At 73.3% G+C, this 21,606-nt stretch carries 20 protein-coding genes; 12 read left to right on the plus strand and 8 right to left on the minus strand.

Annotated elements, in window-relative coordinates; all coding sequences use genetic code 11:
• The first annotated feature begins 183 nt into the window (after positions 1 to 183).
• Both EV378_RS17845 and EV378_RS17850 read left to right on the plus strand, forming a co-directional pair.
• The gene (locus EV378_RS17845) at positions 184 to 573 is read left to right on the plus strand and encodes a hypothetical protein (RefSeq protein WP_132426851.1); all 390 of its coding nucleotides are present in this window, start codon (positions 184 to 186) and stop codon (positions 571 to 573) included.
• A 369-nt stretch (positions 574 to 942) separates the two neighbouring features.
• Positions 943 to 2,175: a D-arabinono-1,4-lactone oxidase gene (locus EV378_RS17850; protein WP_165922325.1), complete on the plus strand. Its 1,233-nt coding sequence runs from the start codon at positions 943 to 945 to the stop codon at positions 2,173 to 2,175.
• Positions 2,176 to 2,316: 141 nt separating this feature from the next.
• Here the strand turns inward: EV378_RS17850 and EV378_RS17855 are convergent, their stop codons facing one another.
• On the minus strand, positions 2,317 to 3,645 hold the full coding sequence (locus EV378_RS17855) for an amidohydrolase family protein (RefSeq protein WP_132426855.1): 1,329 nt from the start codon (positions 3,643 to 3,645) through the stop codon (positions 2,317 to 2,319).
• An 8-nt stretch (positions 3,646 to 3,653) separates the two neighbouring features.
• Positions 3,654 to 4,301 carry an NYN domain-containing protein gene (locus EV378_RS17860; protein ID WP_132426857.1) on the minus strand — a complete coding sequence of 216 codons (648 nt, stop codon included), beginning with the start codon at positions 4,299 to 4,301 and terminating at the stop codon, positions 3,654 to 3,656.
• A 100-nt stretch (positions 4,302 to 4,401) separates the two neighbouring features.
• Between EV378_RS17860 and paaI the strand changes: the two genes are divergently transcribed.
• Positions 4,402 to 4,815, plus strand: a complete 414-nt coding sequence (paaI, locus tag EV378_RS17865; RefSeq protein WP_132428076.1) for a hydroxyphenylacetyl-CoA thioesterase PaaI — start codon at positions 4,402 to 4,404, stop codon at positions 4,813 to 4,815.
• Between the two features lie 9 nt (positions 4,816 to 4,824).
• Here paaI and EV378_RS17870 read toward each other — a convergent pair whose 3' ends face one another.
• The 4 genes from EV378_RS17870 to EV378_RS17885 are packed head-to-tail and all read right to left on the minus strand — an operon-like array spanning position 4,825 to position 8,893.
• Complete coding sequence (locus EV378_RS17870; RefSeq protein ID WP_279389635.1) at positions 4,825 to 6,234, minus strand: nitric oxide synthase oxygenase; 1,410 nt, start codon at positions 6,232 to 6,234, stop codon at positions 4,825 to 4,827.
• Positions 6,231 to 7,058: a tRNA (guanosine(46)-N7)-methyltransferase TrmB gene (trmB, locus tag EV378_RS17875; protein WP_132426859.1), complete on the minus strand. Its 828-nt coding sequence runs from the start codon at positions 7,056 to 7,058 to the stop codon at positions 6,231 to 6,233. Before trmB ends, EV378_RS17870 begins: the two co-directional genes overlap by 4 nt.
• Entirely contained in the window at positions 7,051 to 8,100 is a 1,050-nt protein-coding gene (locus EV378_RS17880; RefSeq protein ID WP_132426861.1) for a glycosyltransferase family 2 protein, read from the minus strand. The genes trmB and EV378_RS17880 overlap by 8 nt, the downstream gene beginning before the upstream one ends.
• A 46-nt stretch (positions 8,101 to 8,146) precedes the next feature.
• Complete coding sequence (locus tag EV378_RS17885) at positions 8,147 to 8,893, minus strand: glycosyltransferase family 2 protein (RefSeq protein ID WP_243653527.1); 747 nt, start codon at positions 8,891 to 8,893, stop codon at positions 8,147 to 8,149.
• 417 nt (positions 8,894 to 9,310) lie between these two features.
• Between EV378_RS17885 and EV378_RS17890 the strand changes: the two genes are divergently transcribed.
• The 3 genes from EV378_RS17890 (at position 9,311) to EV378_RS17900 (ending at position 12,244) form a co-directional block, all read left to right on the plus strand.
• Entirely contained in the window at positions 9,311 to 11,257 is a 1,947-nt protein-coding gene (locus EV378_RS17890) for a DUF2339 domain-containing protein (protein ID WP_132426863.1), read from the plus strand.
• Positions 11,254 to 11,964, plus strand: a complete 711-nt coding sequence (locus tag EV378_RS17895) for a hypothetical protein (protein ID WP_132426865.1) — start codon at positions 11,254 to 11,256, stop codon at positions 11,962 to 11,964. The genes EV378_RS17890 and EV378_RS17895 overlap by 4 nt, the downstream gene beginning before the upstream one ends.
• 64 nt (positions 11,965 to 12,028) lie before the next feature.
• A complete protein-coding gene (locus tag EV378_RS17900) occupies positions 12,029 to 12,244 on the plus strand; it encodes a hypothetical protein (RefSeq protein ID WP_132426867.1) in 216 nt (71 codons plus the stop codon).
• 218 nt (positions 12,245 to 12,462) lie between these two features.
• Here EV378_RS17900 and EV378_RS17905 read toward each other — a convergent pair whose 3' ends face one another.
• On the minus strand, positions 12,463 to 12,924 hold the full coding sequence (locus tag EV378_RS17905; protein ID WP_132426869.1) for a hypothetical protein: 462 nt from the start codon (positions 12,922 to 12,924) through the stop codon (positions 12,463 to 12,465).
• Positions 12,925 to 13,005: 81 nt separating this feature from the next.
• A complete protein-coding gene (locus EV378_RS17910; RefSeq protein WP_132426871.1) occupies positions 13,006 to 13,545 on the minus strand; it encodes a TetR/AcrR family transcriptional regulator in 540 nt (179 codons plus the stop codon).
• A 128-nt stretch (positions 13,546 to 13,673) separates the two neighbouring features.
• Here EV378_RS17910 and EV378_RS17915 point away from each other — a divergent pair, with 128 nt between their 5' ends.
• From EV378_RS17915 to EV378_RS17940, 6 genes are all read left to right on the plus strand, one after another.
• The gene (locus EV378_RS17915) at positions 13,674 to 15,221 is read left to right on the plus strand and encodes an MFS transporter (RefSeq protein ID WP_132426873.1); all 1,548 of its coding nucleotides are present in this window, start codon (positions 13,674 to 13,676) and stop codon (positions 15,219 to 15,221) included.
• Positions 15,218 to 15,964 carry an alpha/beta fold hydrolase gene (locus EV378_RS17920; protein ID WP_132426875.1) on the plus strand — a complete coding sequence of 249 codons (747 nt, stop codon included), beginning with the start codon at positions 15,218 to 15,220 and terminating at the stop codon, positions 15,962 to 15,964. The genes EV378_RS17915 and EV378_RS17920 overlap by 4 nt, the downstream gene beginning before the upstream one ends.
• Positions 15,965 to 16,122: 158 nt before the next feature.
• On the plus strand, positions 16,123 to 16,419 hold the full coding sequence (locus EV378_RS17925; RefSeq protein WP_132426877.1) for a hypothetical protein: 297 nt from the start codon (positions 16,123 to 16,125) through the stop codon (positions 16,417 to 16,419).
• 353 nt (positions 16,420 to 16,772) lie between these two features.
• On the plus strand, positions 16,773 to 18,599 hold the full coding sequence (locus EV378_RS17930) for a phosphoenolpyruvate carboxykinase (GTP) (RefSeq protein ID WP_132426879.1): 1,827 nt from the start codon (positions 16,773 to 16,775) through the stop codon (positions 18,597 to 18,599).
• Between the two features lie 426 nt (positions 18,600 to 19,025).
• Positions 19,026 to 21,155: a carbon starvation CstA family protein gene (locus EV378_RS17935; RefSeq protein ID WP_132428082.1), complete on the plus strand. Its 2,130-nt coding sequence runs from the start codon at positions 19,026 to 19,028 to the stop codon at positions 21,153 to 21,155.
• A gap of 5 nt (positions 21,156 to 21,160) precedes the next feature.
• Positions 21,161 to 21,343: a YbdD/YjiX family protein gene (locus EV378_RS17940; protein WP_243653528.1), complete on the plus strand. Its 183-nt coding sequence runs from the start codon at positions 21,161 to 21,163 to the stop codon at positions 21,341 to 21,343.
• Positions 21,344 to 21,606 lie beyond the last annotated feature (263 nt).

The following is a 21,606-nucleotide window of genomic DNA, read 5'->3' on the forward strand; positions in this document are numbered from 1 at the left end:
CCACCCGTCCGAGGGGACATGACGAGATCGCTGTAACGGCCGCGCCGACGTCGTTTCCACCCGAGCGTGTCGCCCGTTGTCCGAGTCAGAGTGGGCCGAACGGCGGCATGGCTGTGGGGCAGTCGGTGCAGGGTCGGACGGCACACCGGTCCGGGTGAGCGACGTTGTAGGAGGTTGGGCCGGGTGTACGAGCACGACGAGGAGCTGTCCGCCGCGATCGGACGGCGGCGCGCCGCCATCGAGGCGGGGGCGTGGCCGTTCCCCGGCCGCCACGAGTCGCACGACGAGATCGAGGACGAGACGCCGATCTTCCACGCGCTCACCGTGCACGGCTGGCGGTCGCGTCAGCGCGGCTCGGGGAACGCCGTCCGAGCGGTGCACCGGCCGACAGTGCGGCGTCGCACCCCACGCAGGGGGCGCGACGTCGTCGGGGACACGCTCGCCGGCTTCCACGCGGCGGCCGTGCCGGAGCAGAACAGGGCCCGACGGGACGCCGAGCGTGCCGCCGACCGCGCCGCGGTCGCCCACCTGCTCGGCGGAGCCGGACGTCACCGGCTCGGTACCCCCGCCTAGTGGGCTCCCGGTCGTGGGGACGACCGGGAGCAGGACGTTCCGCGGGACGCTTCGGCCCGCGGGACACGAGGTGACGACCGGCTGGGGAGCAGGGTCGTCAGCGCGTGTGCGAGGGCCGGTGCGTGGGGTCGGGTGGGACCGACCGCAGGCACCGGCCCTGCGTGCGTCCGGCACGGTCGTGCGGTACCGGATGCGGCCGAGCCGTGGGGAGCGCGACTCGGGTGTACGGCGCGACGAATGATCGCCACGGAGCGTAACCGTATCGTCGGTCGGCCGTCGCCACAAGCCGCGGGGGTGGCCGGATCCGTGCGCCGGTCGCCGGGTGGTCGTCCCCCGTCCGGACGCGTGTGCGTCCTAAGCTCGTCGGCGATGAGTACGAAGCCGACCGACGGCCCCCGCCGGACCGACCGTCCACTGGACGAGGCCGGGGTGGTCACGGCGGTGCGCCGGGCCGCCCAGCGGGGGGCGCGGATCCGGCCGACGGGTGCCGCGGGTCGCCCGCCGGGCCCGTTGGCCCGCACCGACGAGCAGGTCGTCGACGCGTCCGCACTCACCGGTGTCGCGGCCGTCGGCGAGGAGCGGGTCGTGGTCCGCGCCGGCGAGGCGATCGCCGATCTCTGCGTCGAGCTGGCCGCCGCCGGGCGTGCCCTCGCCGTCGTCCCGGACGCGGCGCGCGCGACCGTCGGCGGCGCCGTCGGGCTCGGGATGTACGGCGGGGCGCCCCTGCAGGGATCGCTCTCCGCCCAGGTCGAGTCCGCGCGCCTGGTCGACGGACGGGGTGTGGTGCGCCACGTCGACGGGGCGGAGCTGGACGCCGTCCGGTGCGGTCTCGGGGCGCTGGGCGTGCTCACCGCGCTCGAGCTGCGGACCGTGCCGCTGACCCGGCTGGCCGTGCACGAGCACGCCACCCGGCTGGAGGACGTGTTGTCCGACGACGTCCTCGCCCGGCACGCCTGGACCGAGATGGACGTGCTGCTCCCGGGCGGCCAGGCCGTCGTGCGCTGGGCCGATCCGGTCGACCCGGACCGCGAGCCCGCACCGGCCGCCGGGTTCACGACCCGGGCCGCAGGCCGGGCCGAGGAGTGGGGCCGCAAGGTGACCCGGCTGGCCTCCACCGCGTGGTCGTCGTGGCCGCCGCCGGACCGGTGGACGCCGGGGACGGAGGGGCCGCCGCACGAGGTGCTGCCGGACCCGCAGCCGTGGGACCCGGACACGGCGGAGTGGGCGATCCCGCGCGCCGCCCTGCGGGGGGCGCTGCGCGAGCTCGGTGCCGCGACGACGGCGCGTGGCTGGGAGCTGCGCCCGGTCCGCGTCCGTCTGGGTGCCGCGGAGACCGGCTGGATCCACCCGGCCCACGGCCGGGAGACGGCGTGGCTGCGGATCCGGACCCGGGGCGCGGCCCAGGAACCACTGCGCCGACTGGCCGGTGCGGTGCTGGAGGACGCGTCGGGACGTCCACACTGGACGGCACGGCACGAATGGCGCCCGGAGGACCTGGCCGTCGCGTATCCGAACTGGACGGACTTCCAGCGCGTCCGGGACACCTACGACCCGGACCGCCGCTTCACCGACGAGAACCTGGCCCGCCTCCTCGGCCCCTGACCGACCCCCCTGACCGACCCCCCTGACCGACCCCCCTCTCCCGACCCCCCTCTCCCGAACGAGCGGCACCTTCGAGCAGTGACATTGCCCGAAGGCGCCGTTCGTTCGGGATGGTGGGGGTGTGGAGCGTGGGGCGGCGGGTCAGGCCAGCGCGGAGCGCAGGCGCGCGGAGACGGCGCGGAGGTCGCCGAGCGCGGCGCGGCGGTCGGCGCGGGTCGGCTCCCCGGCCTCGACGACCTGCTCCCCGGCCACCCACACGTCGGTGATCAGACGCGAGCCGCCGGCCCAGACCAGATTGGACACGAGCTGGGCGTCGTCGTCCGGTGCCACGAAGGCGCTGTCGTCGGTGTCCACGTGCACCACGTCGGCCCAGCGGCCGGGTTCCAGCACGCCCAGGTCGTCCCGGCCGATCGAGGCGGCGGCCTCCGAGGTGGCCATCAGCAGGACGTCGGCGGCGGTGAGCGCCGCGGCGTCCTCGGCACCGACGCGGGCGAGCAGGCCGGCCAGGCGGGCCTGGTTCCACATGTCCATGTCGTCGCAGGACGCCGGACCGTCGGTGCCGAGCCCGACGCGCACACCGGACCGTCGCAGATCCATCAGGCGGGCCGTGCCTGCGGCCAGTTTCGAGTTCGAGCCCGGGCAGTGCGCGACCGCCACCTCGTGACGGCGGAACAGGGCGATGTCGTTGTCCGACAGGTGCACCGAGTGTGCCGCGAGCACCCGCCCGCCCAGCGCGCCGACGTCGTCCAGCAGAGCAGGGACCGACCCGTGCGCCTCCCGCTGTACGGCGTCCTCCGGCCGCGACTCGGCGACGTGCGTGTGCAGCAGGGCCCCGCGCTCCCGGGCGTGCTCGCCCACCGACGCCAGCGCCTCGGGCGGCAGCGTGTACGCGGAGTGCGGCCCGTACCCGAGCTCGACGCGCTCGTCGTCGCCGATCCGGAGGCCGTGCGCGTCGATCCGGGCGGACACGTCGTCGCGCATCTGCTCCCACGTGCCGAGGCGGTCCCAGCCGGGCGCGGCGATGATCCCCGGGGTGAGCACGGCTCGGGAGCCCGCCGCGCGCACGGCCTCGATCAGCGCGTCGGTGAAGAAGTACATCTCGACGCTCGTCGTGCAGCCGGTGCGCAGCAGGTCCAGGCAGCCGGCCAGCATGCCGGCGTAGGTGTCCTCGGCCGTCAGCAGCGCCTCGGCGGGCCACATCACGCCGGTCAGCCACGGCATCAGCGGGAGGTCGCCGCCCATCCCGCGCAGCAGCGACATGGGGGTGTGGCAGTGCGTGTTCACCAGTCCGGGCATCAGCAGGCCGGGCATCGGGCGCGCGATGGCGTCCGTCGCCGGTGCGTCGGCCGCGGTGCCGAACCACGCGATCCGGCCGGTCTCGTCGACGTCCAGGACGGCGTCGCGGACGACCGGGAACCCCTCGGAACACGGGAGCGCCACCGGTGCGGTGAGGCGCTGCAGCGTGGTCACGGGCGGCGTCAGCGCCGGTCCAGCAGCGACTTCAGCGACCGGAACGGCGGCAGCCACGCGCCCTCGTCGGGCAGCGTGTCCAGGGACACGCGCGGCAGCGGCTCGCGGAACACGCCGTCGATGTCCTCCAGATCGAGGAAGGAGATCACCTCGGAGGACAGCGCGAAGCCCGCGTACTCCCGGAACCCGATCACCGACACGTCGGTGCCGTGCCGGACGAGGTCCTCCAGCGGCTCGCGGAACGCCCTGCCGTCGCCGGACGCCACGACGACGTGCCGCAGCCGCCCCTCGTTCGCCCGCAGCTCGATGTGGCGCAGCATGTCCTCGTCGACGTCCGAGTCCTCGGACGTCTTCGGTTTGGCGAACACGGCGAACCCGACGTTGCGCAGCGCCTCCACCCAGGGCCGGACGGTCTCCACGCTGCCGGCCGCGACGTTCGTGAACACGCAGGCCTCGGCCTCGGCGTCCGGTCCGGCCAGGTCCAGGAGCCAGCGGCCCACGGCGTCGAAACGCGGGCGGTAGGCCGAGGTCGGGCGGGCGCCGAGCAGCGACCCGAGGCTCATGTCCATGTTGGGCGCGTCCCAGACCAGCAGGACGCGCAGCGGCGGACCCGGTTCGGCCGACGCAGGCGCGGACTGGGTGGCGACGCTCGTCATGACCCCGACCCTAGCTGCTGGCCGGTTGGGTCAGACTGATCAGGTGAGTACCGACGACCGACCCGATCCCCAGCGGGTCGCCGACACGACGGCCGGCGCGATGGTCGCGGCCGACCACGCCTCCCGCGACGCGGGCGTCCGCCTGGCCAGGGTCGCGCCCGGCAGCGCCACCGCGATGCTGACCGTGGCCGAGCAGCACGTCAACGGGCACGGCGTCTGCCACGGCGGCTACCTGTTCCTGCTGGCCGACACGGCGATGGCCTACGCGTGCAACAGCTACGGCGTGTCCGCGCTGGCCTCCGGGGCGGACATCGCGTTCCTGCGGCCGGCCGCGCTGGGCGACGAGCTCGTCGCCGACGCGGTCGAGCGGGCCCGTGCGGGACGCTCCGGCCTCTACGACGTGTCGGTCCGCGCGCTCGGGCGCGACGGTGCGGCGGACACCGTCGTCGCCGAGTTCCGCGGGCGCACCCGCCAGGTGCCGCACATGGCCGGACCGCCCCCGGTCGAGCCCTAGCTACTCGGCCTACTCGGCGGCGGGCGGTGGCAGGAACGCGGGACGCGTCGCCTCGTCCGGCTCGTCGTAGTACCGGTGGAACACCGGCGTCAGCCCGCCGGACATCGGCGGGACGATCCAGCTCCAGTCCGCGGGGCACTTCCGCCCGGCGGACTTCTCCCGGGCCACGTGGGTGAGGAACCGCTCGGACTCGGTGTGGTGGTCGGCCATCGTGACGCCCGCGGCGTCGTAGGAGTGCATGACGGCCCGCACGAGCTCGACGAGCGCACGGTCGCGCCACATCGTCCGCACGCTCGACGTGTCCAGCCCCATCCGCTCGGCGATCTGCGGGAGCAGGTTGTACCGGTCGGTGTCGGCGAGGTTCCGCGCGCCGATCTCGGTGTCCAGGTACCAGCCGTTGAACGGCGCGGCCGGGTACCGTACGCCGCCGATCTCCAGCGGCATGTTGCTGATCGCGGGCACCGCGTACCAACGCAGCCCGAGCCCGGCGAACCATTCGAGCTCGGGGTGCCGCAGCCGGACCTCCTGCACGGCGTCCGGCGGCACGTCGAACAGGCGTGAACGGCCGTCGCTACCTGTCACCAGGAGCGGCAGCACGTCGAAGCGTCCGCGCGGGTTCGGGCGCGGCCAGCCGAGCGAGACGACGCGGTCGGTGAACGCGACCTGCAGCGGGTCGCCGGTGATCGTCCCGTCCGGGTTGCGGTGGCCCGCGTAGCGGACGAGCTGGTCGTTCTCGATGCGCGGGCCGGGCCGTCCGGGGCCGTCCGGGGCGAACACCGTGATGGTGGAGCGGACCTTCCCTCCGCGGGTCGCCGCGCGCAGGTGCCCGACGCTCTCCTGCGCGACGTCCGCCGGGTCGTGCAGGTGCCGCAGATCGCGGACCTGCAACGACTGCCAGTACAGCCGGCCGATGCAGCGCGCCGAGTTCCGCCACGCGATCCGGGCACCGAACGTCAGCTCGTGCGTCGTGTGGCTGTACAGGCCGGTCCGATCGATCTCCGTGCGCACCTGCCGCATGCGGTCGGTGAACGGGATCGGCGGCGTCGTCTCCGCGTAGACCTGGCGCAGGAAGTCCTCCGCGGCCGCCGGCTCGACGACCCCGGTCCCCTCCGACGTGCCGGGGATCGCCGTCGTCGGCGGCTCCGTCGTCCGGGTCGCGACGGCCCGGGTGGCGGCCTCGACGGGCGTCGCCCTCGTCGTCCGGTCGGGGGACGCGGGCCGCTCGGTGCGCGGGAGCGGGGTCGCCGTGGTCGTCCGCTCCGGCGCGGGCGTGGCCGTCGTCACCTGCACCGCGGTCGTCATCACCGGTCGCCGCGGCGTGGGGCTCGGCCGCGGCCGGTTCACGACGGGGCAGCGGCTGGGCGTGCCGGACAGCGTCACCGTCACGGTCTCGGCGTCCGGGGGATCGACCGTCGTCACTGGCGTCCTTCGCGGTCACTCGGGGAGGTCGTCGGGGCCGGAGGCACCGGGGTGGGTTCGGGGGATCCGGTAACGCTCCGTATATCACCCGTACCAGGCGCGTGTACAGCGGTGTAGAGAAGATCCCTAACCGGTCGGTGGTCGGTCACCGCCCTGCGCTCGAACTTCGTCAGCGGACGCCAGACGGGTCGCTCCGCATAGCCGTCCGTGTCCGTCGCGCCGAACGGTCGCAATGCCGGGTCGGCCGTACAGACGGCGAGCATCTGCTGTGCGTAGTCAGGCCAGTCGGTGGCGAGGTGCAACCGTCCACCGTCCCGGATGCGCGACACCGCGATCCGTACGAAGTCGGGCTGAACCAGCCGCCGTTTGCGATGCCGCCGCTTGGGCCACGGGTCCGGGAAGAAGATCCGGATCTCGTCCAGCGACTGCGGCGCGATCGCCTCGGACAGCAGCGTCACGGCGTCCCCGCGCAGCAGTCGCTGGTTCGTCAGCCCCGCGTCGGTGATCCGCATCAGCAGCTGCGCCAGGCCCGGCTCGTAGACCTCGACGGCGAGGTGGTCGTCGTCCGGCTCGGCCGCGGCGAGCGCGGCGGTCGTCTCACCCATCCCGGACCCGATCTCCAGGCGGAGCGGGGCGGTGCGCCCGAACCAGGCGCGCGGGTCCCACGGCGGCTCCCCCGGCCCGGGCAGCACGTCGGACACCTCGGCGCCGTACTCGGGCCACCACCTCTCCCAGGCGTGCTGCTGGCCCTCGGTCAGCCGGGTGCGGTGGTGGACGAAGCTCGGGATCCGGGTGGGGCCGGGGTGTGCGGCCGGCTCAGGCACCGGTCCGCGGCGCGGTGGTGCCGTGCGCGCCGTCCGCGACGGGCATCCGGACCTCGCTCGTGGCCCCGGGCAACCGCCCGCGCAGGTAGCCGGCCGCCGTGACGCCGAAGCACGCGACGATCGCGGCGGCGGACACGGGGTTGCGCTCGCGCACCTCGCGCACCACACCCGCCGGAAGGATCTTCATCGTGTAGCTGCTCTCCGCGGACAGCGAGTCGCCGGTCCCGACGGCGCGCGACACGGCGGCCTTGGACAGGCCCTCCGCCCAGCCGCGGCGCAGCAGGTACCGCCAGTGCACGCGGTCGTCGCTGACCCGGTGGTCGACGGCGGCCGCCGGCTCGAAGATGATCTTCGGCTGGCCACCCTCCCGGGTGTAGGCCTGCCGGGCGCGGATGCAGAGCTCGGTCTCCTCGCAGCCCAGCGGGTTCTTCCCGATCCGGCCCATGTCCTCGGCGAAGCCACCGACCTTCTTGAACACCTCGGCGCGCAGGGACATGTTGCAGCCCATCAGGTTGCGCATCTCGGCCTGCTCGGTGGGCTGACCGGTGTAGGTGCAGCCGACGACCCAGTCCAGCTCGCCGGTGGCGTCCGGGTCGGCGGGGGCGGAGCCGGGCAGCGTGCGCGGACGGCCGTCCGGCCACTTCGGGTGCGCGATGCCGCCGACCCCGATCACCGACGGGTCGGCGTACGGCGCGAGCAGGGCGCGCAGCCATCCGGGGCGAGCGGCCGCGTCGTCGTCGAGGAACACGACCACCTCACCGGTCGCCTCGGCGACGGCCGTGTTCCGCGCGCCGGACAGGCCCCGGGTGTGCCGGTTCGGCAGCACCCGCACGCCGTCCGGGCCGAACTCCTTGTCCGCCCGTGCCAGCAGCGCGTCGTTGTGGTCGACGACGACGATCGTCTCGACCGGCCGGACGTCCTGGGCGGCGACCGAGCGCACGGCGCCGACGATGTCGAACCACCGCTTCTCGGTGTACACGCACACCACGACGCTGGCGGTGACGGTCGGCTCGCCGGCTCCTGCGGGGACGGCAGAACTCACGGACGCTTCACTCCTCGCTGGTCGTTGCGACCGCGCGGGGTCGCGGTCAGCGCGCGTACCCGGACGCCTTCCGGCGGCCCTCGGCGCGACGGTGCTCGGCCATCAGCGTACGCAGCACGCGCGTGCCGTCCGCGAACGTCCGCAGGTTCGTCTCGCCGAACATCCGCTCACGCTCGACGGACGGCACCTCGGTGATCTTCAGCTTGGCCGCGGCGACCCGGCAGTTCAGCACGGTCTCGATCTCGAACCCGTCGCCCCACAGCATCTGGCCGTCCTCCGGCTGCGGCTGGGCCGGGTCCGGGAGCTCGAGCTGCGGCAGCAGGTCGGCCCAGAACGCGTTGTAGCCGTAGCAGAGGTCTGTGTAGCTCGTGCCGAAAAGGCGGTTCGCGACACCGTTCAGTCCGGCGTTGCCGGACTTGCGCAGCAGCGTGATGTCGTCGCTGCCGCCGCCCTTGCGGAACCGGCTGCCCTTGGCGAAGTCGGCTCCGGCGACCAGCGCCGAGACGAAAGCCGGGATCTCGCCGGGGTCGGCGGAGCCGTCGGCGTCGAACATCACCAGGATGTCGCCGGTCGCGGCCGTGAAGCCGCAGGCCATCGCGTTGCCCTTGCCCTTGCGGGTCTGGGTGATCACACGCGCCCATGGCAGCGTGCGACGCGCGGCGGCGACCGTGTTGTCGGTCGAGTTGCCGTCGACGACGATCACCTCGTGCACCGCGGGGCGCACGGCGGCGATCGCCGGCAGGACGATCTCGAGGTTCCGGGCCTCGTTGCGGGTCGGGACGATCACCGACACGGCCGGGTTCGACGACCGGCGCGGAGCCGGGCGCGGCCGCGGACGGCGGAAACCTTCCGGTCCCTCCGGTTGCGGCACTGCGGCACGGGGTGACGTTCCCGGGAGGGGCGTCTGGCTCGCACCGGAGCCGGTCTCGTGTCCGGGGCGCACAGGTGCGTCGGTACCGGGCGTGACGGCCGGGCGGGCGGGCGTTACGGCGCTCACACTTCCTCCATACGGGTCCGCTCTACCCGTCCAACGACGGTCTCACGGTCTGGGTGCGGTCTACTTCGTCTCGGCTGATTCGGCGAACCCTCATGTGTAGGGACGTGCGGGGCGCCGGAGGGTTGCGCCGGTCGAGGAAACTTCCTCACCGAGCGTCGCGCCCGTAGTCCTACGCATCCCGTTCCGCCCCTGTACGCAGCACAATTCCGTTTCATGAGCACAGCGGGCACAACCGGTCTCGACGATCGCCTCCGGCGTCTGGAGTCCCGGCTCGGCGCCGTCGAGGCCGAGCTGGCGCGGTGGAGGGCGGCCGTGCCGCCGCCGTACCCGGCGTATCCGCCGCCCGGTGCGTGGGCTCCCGCCCCCGGCCGTCCGCCCGGTACAGCGCCGGGCGCGCCGACGGTGCCCGGCGGGCGACCGGTACCGCCACCCGCCCCGCGCAGGCCGACCGACTGGTCCCGGCTCCCGGTGTGGGCCGGTGCCGCGGTCACGTTCGTCGGCGTCGTGCTGCTGCTCGTGCTGGCCGCCTCCGCGGACTGGTTCGGCCCGACGGCACGGGTGCTGGCCGGCGCCGGGCTCGGCGTCGTCCTGATCGGACTCGCCGCGTGGCTCGTCCGCCGCGGCGGGCGCAGCGGCGCCGGGCCCTCTGCGCTGGCCGGCACCGGGACGACGGCGCTGTTCGGCAGCGTGGTCGCCGCGACGACCCTCTACGAGCTCGTGCCCGCCCCGGTCGGTCTCGTGCTGTGCTTGGTCGTGGCCGCCGCCGGGATCGCGCTCGCGGACCGGTGGGACAGCACGGGGTTCGCGCTGGCCGTGCTCGTCGGGGTGGAGATGGCGCTGCTGGTCGTCTCCGGTCACCTGGACCTGCTCAGCTTCGCGATGACCGTCGTCGTGCAGATCGGGGTGGCGCCGACGGCGCTGCGCCGCGCGCCCGCCCTCGCCCCGGTCGCCGCGGCCGGGACGGCGTTGCACGCCATGCTGGCCGGCCCGCTCGTCACGTCCGAGGTGGACGGCGTCGCCATGCCGGGTCTCCTGCTCGCCGTCGCGGGGTTCGCGCTGGTGCTCGGTGTCGGGGTCGCGGTGCTCGGCGCGCTCCGCGGTGTCCGGGGGTCGGCAGCCGGCGGGGTGGGGAGAACACGAACCCCGTCGGTGATCGGCATCGTGTTCGCCCCGGTGCCGCTGCTCGCGACGCTGCCGGGGGTGGGCACGGTGACCGCCGTCGTGACCACGTTCGCCGCGGCGGCCGTGACGGCGGGGGCCGCGCACCCGCGCACCGGACGGGCCGTGCGCATCGCGGCGGTGACGGTCGCGTCGCTGCTGGTCGCGGCCGCGACGATCCGCTGGCTGAACGGCGTGACGCTGTCCGGCGTCCTGCTGGCCGAGGCGCTGGTCCTGCTCGTCACCGCCGCGTTCCTGCGCTCGCGGCCGGTGCAGCTCGCCGGCGCGGTGCTCGCGACGGTCGGTGGTGTTGCCGCGCTCGGGACCGCACTCGACCCGTCGTCGCTCGCCGAGCCGTCGCGGGTCCCGTCCGTCGACCTGCCGCCCGGATCGCTCGTCGTCGCCGCGCTGCTGGCCGCCGTGGCGATGGCCGGACTGGCCGCGGCGCTGCGCACCGACACGCCGCCGGCCGCGCAATGGGCGGCGTGGGCCTGGCTACCGGTCGCGACGGGTCTCTACGGGGTGAGCTGGCTGGTGGTCGCCGCCGCCCAGCTGGTGGTGCCCGGCGAGAACGGCTTCCTGTCCGGTCACGTGCTCGTGACGCTCGGCATCACCGGGCTCGGGGTGGTGCTGCTCGTGCGCGGGCTCCAGCGCCCTGCGGCCGGGCGGACCGGGTTCGCCCTGATCGTCGCCGCGCTGGTCAAGCTCGTGGTGTTCGACCTGGTCACGCTGGACGGGCTGGCCCGCGTCGCGGCGTTCATCGGCGCCGGGCTGGTGCTGCTGGCCGTCGGGACCTGGTACGCGCGCCGGGCCGCTCCTGCCGCTCCTGGTGGTCCGTCTGCTCCCGGAAGCCCGGCCGCCCCCGGCGGTGTGGCGACTCCGGGTGGACCGGCCGCGCCGACCGGACCCGGTGCCGGTCGACCGGCCACGCCGACCCGGCCCGGTGCCGACTCCTCGGGGCCGGCCGATCCGGGCGCGAACCCGACGGGCGACGCGCCGTGACCCGCCGTGCCGACGCCGTCCTCGCCCGGCGCACCGAGCTCGAGGCGCGACGACGGCGGCTCGCGGCCGGTCCCCGCTCGGACGTCGGGACCGTGCTGGCACTGGCGCGACTGGCCTGTGCCGACCGGCTGGCGGGCGACCTCGCCGTCATCCGGGCGGATGCGCTCGCCCGGATCGAACGCGCCCGGCCGGCCGAGCTCCCGGCCCTGCACCGCAGGCTGGAGTCCGAGCTCGCCGCGGTGGGCGGGCGTCTGGACCGGACCTTCGACGAGCAGACCGGCCCGCCGCTGCGCCGGCTCGCGGCCGGGCTGTGCCCCGGTGCCGTGATCCTGCCGCTCGACGCGTCCACGACCGGTCCGGACGTCCTGCGGGCGGCGGCCGTCGACGCCCCCGCCCGCCGGTCGTTCCTCGCCGATCCCCGTCTGATCGGTGCGCTGGCCGGGATCCCGGTTCTGGCCGCGCACGGCATCGGGCTCGCTGCGGCGCTGGTCGCGGCCGGACTGGTGCTGCTGGCTGGTTGCGTGGCCCGGATCAGGACGGTCGACCGCGAGCGGGCCCGGCTCGTCGAGCACGTGACCCGGTCCGTCGCGTCGGCGACGGCGGCAGGCGAACGGGAGATCGCGCGGCGCTTGATCCGGACCGAGGCCGCGGTCGTCGCGGCGCTGGACCGGGCCGCGCGGGCCCGCGCGGAACCGGTGGCGGTCTGACGTGCGCCTCGCGGACTGGGACGGCGCGCCCGTGGCCCCGGACGGGTGGCCGGGGATCGTTCCGGTGTCCAACCTCGATCTCGATGCCGACCGCGACGGCGTGCCGGACACCGTCGTCGCGGTGCGTGATAGCGGCGGCGCGTGGGTGTTCACCGACACCGACGCGGACGGGTTCGCCGACCAGGTGATCGACCTCGCTGACGACCCGGCAGAGCCCGACGAGCCGGACGACGGCGTGCTGGACGCGCTCCTGCGGCTGGTGACCGGCCGGACGGTCTAGGGCCCCGGGACGCGAGTCGTGGATCTGCCCGGTCGGCGTGGTCGTCCGGGTGCCGACCGCGACCGGTTCGACCCACCAGCCGGGTTGTTCGCGCAGGTGGTTGTGCAGTTCGCACATGGCCGCACCGTTGTCGAAGTCGGTCGCGACCCGCCGTCCAGCGCGTGCGGCCCGGCAGCGGTCATGGAACTTGTCCGGGGCCACCTCGGCGGCGATCCGTCTCAGTCCGGCGCCTGGTCCCCCGTGGACCCGTTGGAGTCCTGTGGCGACTCGACGCGCCGCACGCGTCCGGGCGCACGGCCCTGGCGCTGCTCGGCCAGCTTCTCGCCGATCTGCGCGGACACGGCAGCCTGGCGGCGGCGCTCCCGGATCCGCAGCAGCACGAGCATCGAGACGCCGTAGGCGATCGCGACGATCAGCAGCACGACACCGATCTTGAACACGACGGTCTGCACGACACCGGTGTCCGACGGGATGTCGATGATCGAGATCATCGCCAGCACGGCGAGCGTCAGCAGGTGGAACAGCACGGACAGCAGCCGGTTCAGCGAGCGCGCCGTGTCCTTGTTCTGGAAGACCTCCTCCAGGAACGGCTCCCCGCTGCGGAACAGGATCTGCCCGACCCCCACCGTGATCAACACGCCGATGATCACGAGCGCGATGTAGCCGCCGGTTCCGATCACCGCGGTCCCTCCCTCTCGTCGGCGCCCGTCGAGCCTAGCGGGTTGATCACGCTCTGCGCCCGGTGGAACACCCGGACCGGGTCACCCGTCGGTGACCAACTCTCGCAGGCGTTCCCGCAGCTCGTCGATCGTCACGTCGCCGGTCACCGGCGCCCCCGTCAGCGTGCGCAGGTACAACCCGTCGCCGACGAGCTGGACGAGCCAGGCGAGCACCGGGTCGTCGATCTCGTCGCGCAGCGCGGCCAGCCCCTGGGCGTCGACCTCGGCCAGCGTGTCCCGGACGGCACCGCCGGTCGTGCTGCCGTCGGCGATCCGCAGTGCGGCCACGTAGGTCCGGGTCAGCCCGGCGGGGGACTCGGCTCCGGGCACCGAGGTGCGCAGGTAGTACGTGACCGGCCCGTCCGGGTCGGAGCGCATCAGCTCCGCGTCCCTCGCGCTGCGCTCGCGCAGCCGGTCCAGCAGCCCGGTGGCCAGTGCCTCCTTCGACGCGAAGTGGTAGAGCAGCCCACCCTTCGACACCTCGGCGGCGGCCGCGACGGCGTCCAGCGTCGCGCTCGCCGGGCCGTGGTCGAGAAGGAGCGACTCGTAGGCGTCCAGGACGCGGTCGCGGGCGCCTGCCATCCGCGCAGTCTAGATCTGGCCGGGTCAGAGCCGTCACACCGCGGAAGAACTGTACCGTCCGGACGGTTAATCTGTGTACCGTCCGGACGGTACAGTGACGTCGCCCTTCAACCCCGAGAGAACGCCCCATGCACTCCCCGTTCCGCGCCTGGCTCGCGCTGGCCGTGCTGACGCTTCCCGCTCTGCTCGTCTCGATCGACAACACCGTGCTCGGTGTCGCCCTCCCGGCGATCAGCACCGCGCTGCGCCCGGACGCGACGACCCTGTTGTGGGTCGTCGACGTCTACCCGCTGGTGCTCGCCGGGTTGCTGGTGACGATGGGGACGCTCGGCGACCGGATCGGGCGCAGGCGGATGCTGATGATCGGTGTCGGCGGGTTCGGGCTGGTCTCGCTCGTGGCGGCCTACGCGACGGACGCGGTCCAGCTGGTCGCGGCCCGCGCCGCGCTCGGAGTGTTCGGCGCGATGCTCATGCCGTCGACGCTCGCGTTGCTGCGCACCGTGTTCACCGATCGGGCGCAGCGCCGGATCGCGCTGGCCGTGTGGGCGACCGGGTTCGCCGCGGGTGCCGCGCTGGGCCCGATCGTCGCCGGAGTGCTGCTCGAGCACTTCTGGTGGGGTTCGGTGTTCGCGGTGAACGTGCCGGTCACTGCGCTGCTGCTGGTGGCAGGCCTGGTCCTGCTGCCGGAGAGCCGGATGCCCGACCCCGAGCGGACGGACCTCGTCTCCGCCGTGCTGACGCTGCTGACGATGGCGCCGCTGGTGCTGGCCGTGAAGCTCGTCGGCTCGGGCGGGGTCACGGTCGCCGCGATCGGCTCCGCACTCGTCGGCGTCGCGGCCGGGTACGCGTTCGTCGAGCGCAGCCGCCGTCTGGTGCGGGCCGGGCGGCGCCCGCTGATCGACCTCGGACTGTTCTCCTCCCCCGTCCTGCGGCACTCCGCGCTGGCCAACGCGACGACGATGTTCGGGCTGACCGGACTGCTGTTCTTCGCCGCGCAGTACCTGCAGCTGGTGCTCGGCGCGTCGCCGATGCGGGCCGGGCTCCTGCTGCTGCCCGGCTTCGTGGCGACCGTCCTGGCCGGGCTCGCGTCCGCGCGGCTCGCCCGCCGCGTTCCGCTGCACGTTCTCGTGCCCGCCGGCCTCGCGCTGGTGCTGGCCGGGTACGTGCTCTGCCTCTGGCTGTCCGTGCACACGGCGGTGCTGATCCCGGTCGTGGCCGCCGTGCTGATCGGCACCGGGATCGGGCTGTCCGAGACGGCGACGAACGACGCGATCCTGGCCGCGGTGCCGCCGGAGCGTGCCGGCGCCGCGTCGGCCGTGTCCGAGACTGCCTACGAGATCGGCGCCGTGCTCGGCACGGCGCTGCTCGGCGGGCTGCTCAGCGCCGTGTACCGCGGGTCGGTCGTGCTGCCCGACGGGACGCCGGCCGCCGCCGGGGAGACGCTCGGCGCCGCCGTCGACTCCGCGCGGGTGCTGCCGCCGGAGCCCGCCTCCGCGCTCCTGGGGTCGGCCCGGGAGGCGTTCGCGGACGGGGTGGACGTCGCCGCGGGGGCGGGCGCCGTCGTCGTGGCGACGGTGCTGGTCGTGACGGCCGTCGGTCTTCGACGGGTGTGGCGCCCGCGCGTACCGAACCAGGACCGGAACCGTCCTCGATCGACCGTAGCGTCGCGGACATGACGACATTCGTGCTGGTTCCGGGGTTCTGGCTGGGAGCGTGGGCGTGGGACGCCGTGGTGGCCGGCCTGCGCGAGAGTGGTCACGATGCGCTCGCGCTCACACCGCTGGGCGTCGGCGAGCGCGAGGCCCACACCGGGGTGTCCACCGAGGACCAGGTCGACGACGTCGTGGCGCGGCTGCGCGAGCAGGACGAGCCGGTCGTGCTCGTCGGGCACAGCGGTGCCGGCCCGGTGGTGGTGGCGGCCGCGGAGCGCGCCAGGGACGAGGTCTCGGCGCTCGTGCTCGTGGACACCGGACCGCTGCCCGGCGACGTGTCGCACCTCGACTTCGTCGGGCCGGAGCGGGCCGCGCACGTCCGACGGGTGCTGGCGGACAACGCCGGCCGCTACCCGATGCCGTCCCGCGAGGAGCTCGGGCCGATCACGGCCGGGATCGACGAGACGACGTTCGCCGCGGTGCACGCGCGCAGCGCCCCGGTCCCGGAGGGCGTCCCGTGCACGACCGCCCGCCGGGCCGAGCGCGGCGACCCGACGCTGCCGAAGATCGTGGTGGCCTGCATCTTCACGGCCGCCGACGTCCGGGAGGGCGCCGCCGCGGGAGCGCCCGGCTTCGCGGAGATGACCGGCCCGGAGTGGTCGATCGTCGAGCTGCCGACCGGGCACTGGCCGATGTTCTCCGAACCCCGGGCGCTGACCGACGTGCTGGTGAAGGCCGGGCGCGCCGGACCGACCGCTGGTCGCTGACGGTGATCGACTGCTCACGGACGGGGCGCCGCCCGTCGTCCCACGGACGTGCGTCCGGCGACGGGGCGGCGCGGCGTGACCGGAATCGCCCCTGGTCGGATGCTCGGTGCGGTTCACTGGGTACCCCGCGAGTCCGCCACGCCGTGGAGGTTGTCCCAGTGCCGTACGAGGTGGTCAGCGCCTACACGCTGGTCGTCGGTGAGTACCCGGACGACCCGGTGGTCAGCGTGCACAGCACGGCCGACGAGGCGTGGAAGGCGCTCGACCGCGAGATCCGCTCACGCTGCCGGATGCGCCTGCGGCCGCGCCGGGTCGCGGGCCCGGACGGAACGTCGCGGCTGGCCGACGCCTGGCGGGCGTCGGACCCGGACAGCCGGTACTGGCAGCTGACCGCCCACCGGCTGCCGCTTCTCATCCCGGAGCTCGGCCGTCGTCGTTCCGCGGCCGCTTCCTGACTTCCGCTTTCACGAAATGTAAGGCCGGTCCCGGGAATGCATTTCGAACGTTCTGTCGCTCCTGTCCGACCGGGGTCGTGACGCCCGTCTCCCCGTCCGGCGGTTGTGCGTGTCGCGACCGTGTTGCGCTCGCGTTTCGTCAGGTGTGACGTCGCTGACCGCGGCGTTCTGAACGGCGTCCTGAATCGATTTACATGATCGGTGCTGTGAGTCAATTGACAGACTGGCCGGTGGGAACGCACAGATTCCGCCGGTAGCCTCGGCTCCCATCTTCCCCGTCACGACCCGCATCACGGTGCGGGTCGATCGACATTCCCGGAGGCGGGCCGGGGCCGGCGAGGAGACAGGACAACATGACTGCAGCGACCGTTCCGGGAACCGACCACGCACCGACCACCAACCAGGGCGTCGTGACCTGGGTGCAGGAGATCGCCGAGCTGGCCGGCCCGGACCGCGTCGTGTGGTGCGACGGGTCGGAGGGCGAGTGGACCCGTCTCACCGACTACCTCGTCGAGGCCGGGACGATCAAGCGGCTGAACCCGGAGAAGAAGCCGAACTCGTTCTACGCCGCGTCCGACGCCGGTGACGTCGCCCGGGTCGAGGAGCGGACGTTCATCTGTTCCGAGACCGAGCGCGGCGCCGGTCCGACGAACAACTGGGTCGCCCCCGCCGAGATGAAGGCGACCATGACCGACCTGTACCGCGGCAGCATGCGCGGGCGGACCATGTACGTCGTCCCGTTCTGCATGGGCCCGACCGACGCCGACGACCCGATGCTCGGCGTCGAGATCACCGACTCGGAGTACGTCGTGATCTCGATGAAGATCATGACCCGGATGGGCTCCGACGTGGTGCCGCTGCTCGACGCGGCAGGCGACCGCTGGGTCAAGGCGCTGCACTCGATCGGCGCCCCGCTGGAGCCGGGCCAGGCCGACGTGCCGTGGCCGCACAACGAGAACAAGTACATCAGCCACTTCCCGGAGACCCGGGAGATCTGGAGCTACGGCTCCGGATACGGCGGCAACGCCCTGCTCGGCAAGAAGTGCTATGCGCTGCGGATCGCGTCGGCCATCGCGCACGACGAGGGCTGGCTCGCCGAACACATGCTGATCCTCAAGCTGATCAGCCCTGAGGAGAAGGCGTACTACGTCGCCGCGGCGTTCCCGTCGGCCTGCGGCAAGACCAACCTCGCGATGCTGCAGCCGACCATCCCCGGCTGGCGTGCCGAGACCGTCGGCGACGACATCGCATGGATGCGGTTCGGCAAGGACGGGCGGCTGTACGCGGTGAACCCGGAGTTCGGCTTCTTCGGCGTGGCGCCGGGCACGAACTGGAAGACGAACCCGAACGCGATGCGCACGATCGAGCAGGGCAACTCGCTGTTCACGAACGTCGCGCTGACCGACGACGGCGACGTCTGGTGGGAGGGTCTCGAGGGGGATCCGCAGCACCTCACGGACTGGAAGGGCCGGGACTGGACGCCGGAGTCCGGCGAGCCCGCCGCGCACCCGAACTCGCGCTACACCACGCCGATCTCGCAGTGCCCGGTCGTCGCGCCGGAGTGGGACGACCCGAACGGCGTGCCGATCTCGGCGATCCTGTTCGGCGGCCGTCGCAAGACGACGGTCCCGCTGGTCACCGAGGCCCGTGACTGGAAGCACGGCACGTTCATGGGCGCGACGATGTCCTCGGAGAAGACCGCGGCCGCCGCGGGCACGGTCGGCGAGGTCCGTCGCGATCCGATGGCCATGCTGCCGTTCATCGGCTACAATGTCGGCGACTACTTCGCGCACTGGGTCGACGTGGGCAAGTCGGCCGACGCCGAGAAGCTGCCGAAGATCTTCTACGTGAACTGGTTCCGCCGCGGCGACGACGGCCGGATGCTGTGGCCCGGGTTCGGCGAGAACAGCCGCGTCCTGAAGTGGTGCATCGAGCGCATGGAGGGCAAGGCGGCCGCGGCCGAGACGCCGATCGGCTTCGTCCCGACGTCGGACCAGATGGACCTCGACGGCCTGGACGCGGACGCCGACGACGTCGCCGCGGCGCTGACCGTGGACGTCGACGAGTGGCGCCAGGAGATCCCGCTGATCGAGGAGTGGTTCGCCAAGATCGGTGAGGACAACCTGCCGTCGTCGATCCGCGACGAGTTCGAGGCACTGAAGCAGCGGCTCGGCGCCTGACCACCGCATCGGCCCGCCACGCGACCCGCGTGGCGGGCCGACGCACGTCCGGCGCCGGCGCCGCCGGCCGGTGCCCGCGCACACCCGTGCCCGCGCAACCCCTGCGTGCTGACCCGTGCGTGCTGATCCGGCATCCGCTCGCCCGTGCGGTGTACGCACGCGTCCGGGCGCGTGCCTTCTCCGGATCACCGCGCGTTCTGCGGATCACCGTGCGGGTGGCGGGCCGGCGTGCGGGTGATCGCCGTGTCCCTTCCGCAACTCGGCAGGACGGTGACAACCGTCGCGACGGAGACCTAACCTCCCCACGGATCCGGCGCCATCGGCGGTGCCGGGCGACGCGATGGGGGTTGCGGCGTGGTCACCACCGAGAAGCCGGCGGAACCCGAGGGGCCGGCTCCGAGAAGCCGGCTGAGGGATCCGAAGCAGATCGCACTCTGGACGGCGGTCGCCGTCGTCGGCGCGGTCGCCTGGGCGATCGTCGCGCTGTCCCGCGGGGAGGAGATCTCCGCCGCGTGGCTCGTGTTCGCGGCGCTGGCGTCGTACGCGATCGCCTACCGCTTCTACTCGCGCTACATCGCCTACAAGGCGTTGCGGGTCGACGACTCCCGGGCCACCCCGGCCGAGCGCATCGACGACGGGCAGGACTACCAGCCGACCGACCGCCGGGTCCTGTTCGGGCACCACTTCGCCGCGATCGCCGGGGCTGGCCCGCTCGTCGGCCCGGTGCTCGCGGCACAGCTCGGCTACCTGCCCGGCACGCTGTGGATCATTATCGGCGTCATCTTCGCCGGTGCCGTGCAGGACATGGTCACGCTGTTCTTCTCCACCCGTCGCGGTGGCCGCAGCCTCGGGCAGATGGCCCGCGAGGAGATCGGCCCGGTCGGCGGCGTGGCGGCGATGATCGCCGTGCTGGCGATCATGGTCATCCTGCTGGCCGTGCTGGCACTGGTCGTGGTGCAGGCGCTCTCGGACTCGCCGTGGGGCACGTTCTCGCTGGCCATGACGATCCCGATCGCGCTGTTCATGGGCTTCTACCTGCGCTACCTGCGGCCGGGAAAGATCCTCGAGGTCTCCCTGATCGGGATCGTGCTCCTGCTACTGGCGATCGTCGGTGGTGGCTGGGTGCAGGACTCCGGGCTGTCCGACGCGTTCACGCTGTCCGGCAACCAGCTCACGATCGCCCTGGTGGTCTACGGCTTCCTCGCGTCGGTGCTGCCGGTGTGGATGCTGCTCGCGCCGCGCGACTACCTGTCGACGTTCATGAAGGTCGGCGTCGTCGTGCTGCTGGCCGTGTCGATCCTGCTGGCCTGGCCGTCGATGCAGCTGCCCGCGTTCACCGAGTTCGCGTTCAACGGCGCCGGGCCGGTCCAGGCCGGCTCGCTGTTCCCGTTCGTGTTCATCACGATCGCCTGCGGCGCACTGTCCGGGTTCCACTCGCTGGTCTCCTCCGGTACCACGCCGAAGCTGATCCAGAAGGAGTCGCAGGTCCGGGTCATCGGCTACGGCGCGATGCTGACCGAGTCGTTCGTGGCGATCATGGCGCTCGTCGCGGCCTGCATCATCGATCCCGGTCTGTACTTCGCGATGAACGTGCCGGCCACCGCGCTCGGCCCGACGGTCGAGTCGGCGTCGGCCTACGTCACGAACCTCGGGTTCCAGATCAGCCCGGCCGAGCTCGCGGCCGCGGCGCAGGCCGTCGAGGAACAGACGCTGATCGGCCGCACCGGTGGCGCCCCGACGCTCGCGGTCGGGCTGTCCACCATCCTCTCCGAGGTCTTCGGCGGGGATGCGTTGCGCGCGTTCTGGTACCACTTCGCGATCATGTTCGAGGCGCTGTTCATCCTGACCACTGTGGACGCCGGTACCCGGGTCGGGCGGTTCATGCTGCAGGACACCGTCGGGCTGGTGTGGCCGAAGTACCGGGACACGTCCTGGAAGCCGGCCGCGTGGAGCGCCAGCGCGATCATCGTCGCGGCGTGGGGCTACCTGCTGTTCGCCGGCGTGAACGACCCGCTCGGCGGCATCAACCAGCTGTTCCCGCTGTTCGGCATCGCGAACCAGCTGCTGGCCGCCGTCGCACTGGCCGTGTGCACCACGCTGCTGATCAAGACCGGCCGGGCGAAGTACGCGTGGATCACGCTCGTGCCGCTCGCGTGGGACGCGATCGTCACGCTCACCGCGAGCTTCCAGAAGATCTTCTCCGGCAACCCGAAGCTCGGGTTCTGGGCGCAGGCCCAGCAGTACCGCGCGGCGCTGGACGCGGGGAAGACCAGCCTCGGATCCGCGAAGACGCCGCAGGCGATGGAGCAGGTGGTGTTCAACTCGACGGTGAACACGGTCCTGACCGCGCTGTTCGCGATCCTGATCGTGATCGTGCTGGCGGACTCGGTGCGGGTGTGGCTCGCGGCGTTGCGCGGCAGGCCGCTCTCCGGCGGGAGCGAGGACCCGTTCGTCGAGTCGAAGCTGTGGGCGCCCGCCGGGCTGATCCCGACCCGGGAGGAACGGGCGCGGGAGAAGGAGCTCGCCGGCGCGGGCACCGGAGAGGGCGGATCGTGATCGTCGTGGTGGAGAGGCTCCGCACCGCGTGGCAGCTCGTCCGCGAGATGGCCGGTGAGCGGGACTACGAGAACTACCTCGCCCATCAGGCAGCCCACCATCCCGGGGAACCGGTCCTCGGCGAGCGGGCGTTCTGGCGGGAGCGGTCCGACCGGCAGGAGCGGAACGCCGCACACCGGTGCTGCTGACGGCCCCGACGTGTTTCACCCGGGTGGCCCATACTGCTTGCAGGCGGTGACGACTGTTTGCCGCATAGCGGCCGCCCGGGTGGCGTCCTGCTCCGATCTCCGCAGATCGGGGTACACGGGTGGGCGATGCCGGTACCGTTGCTGCGGGACACGCCTTGCGGCTCAGTGAGTCCGGGAGGGTCGTTCGGTCTCGTCCGGTTGCTCCGATCGGACGTTGTACTCGTCGTGTCGCGTGGCGGACAGTGACTCGGCGACGGGTTCTG

It is taken from the genome of Pseudonocardia endophytica, from assembly GCF_004339565.1.
GTDB classification, from domain to species: domain Bacteria; phylum Actinomycetota; class Actinomycetes; order Mycobacteriales; family Pseudonocardiaceae; genus Pseudonocardia; species Pseudonocardia endophytica.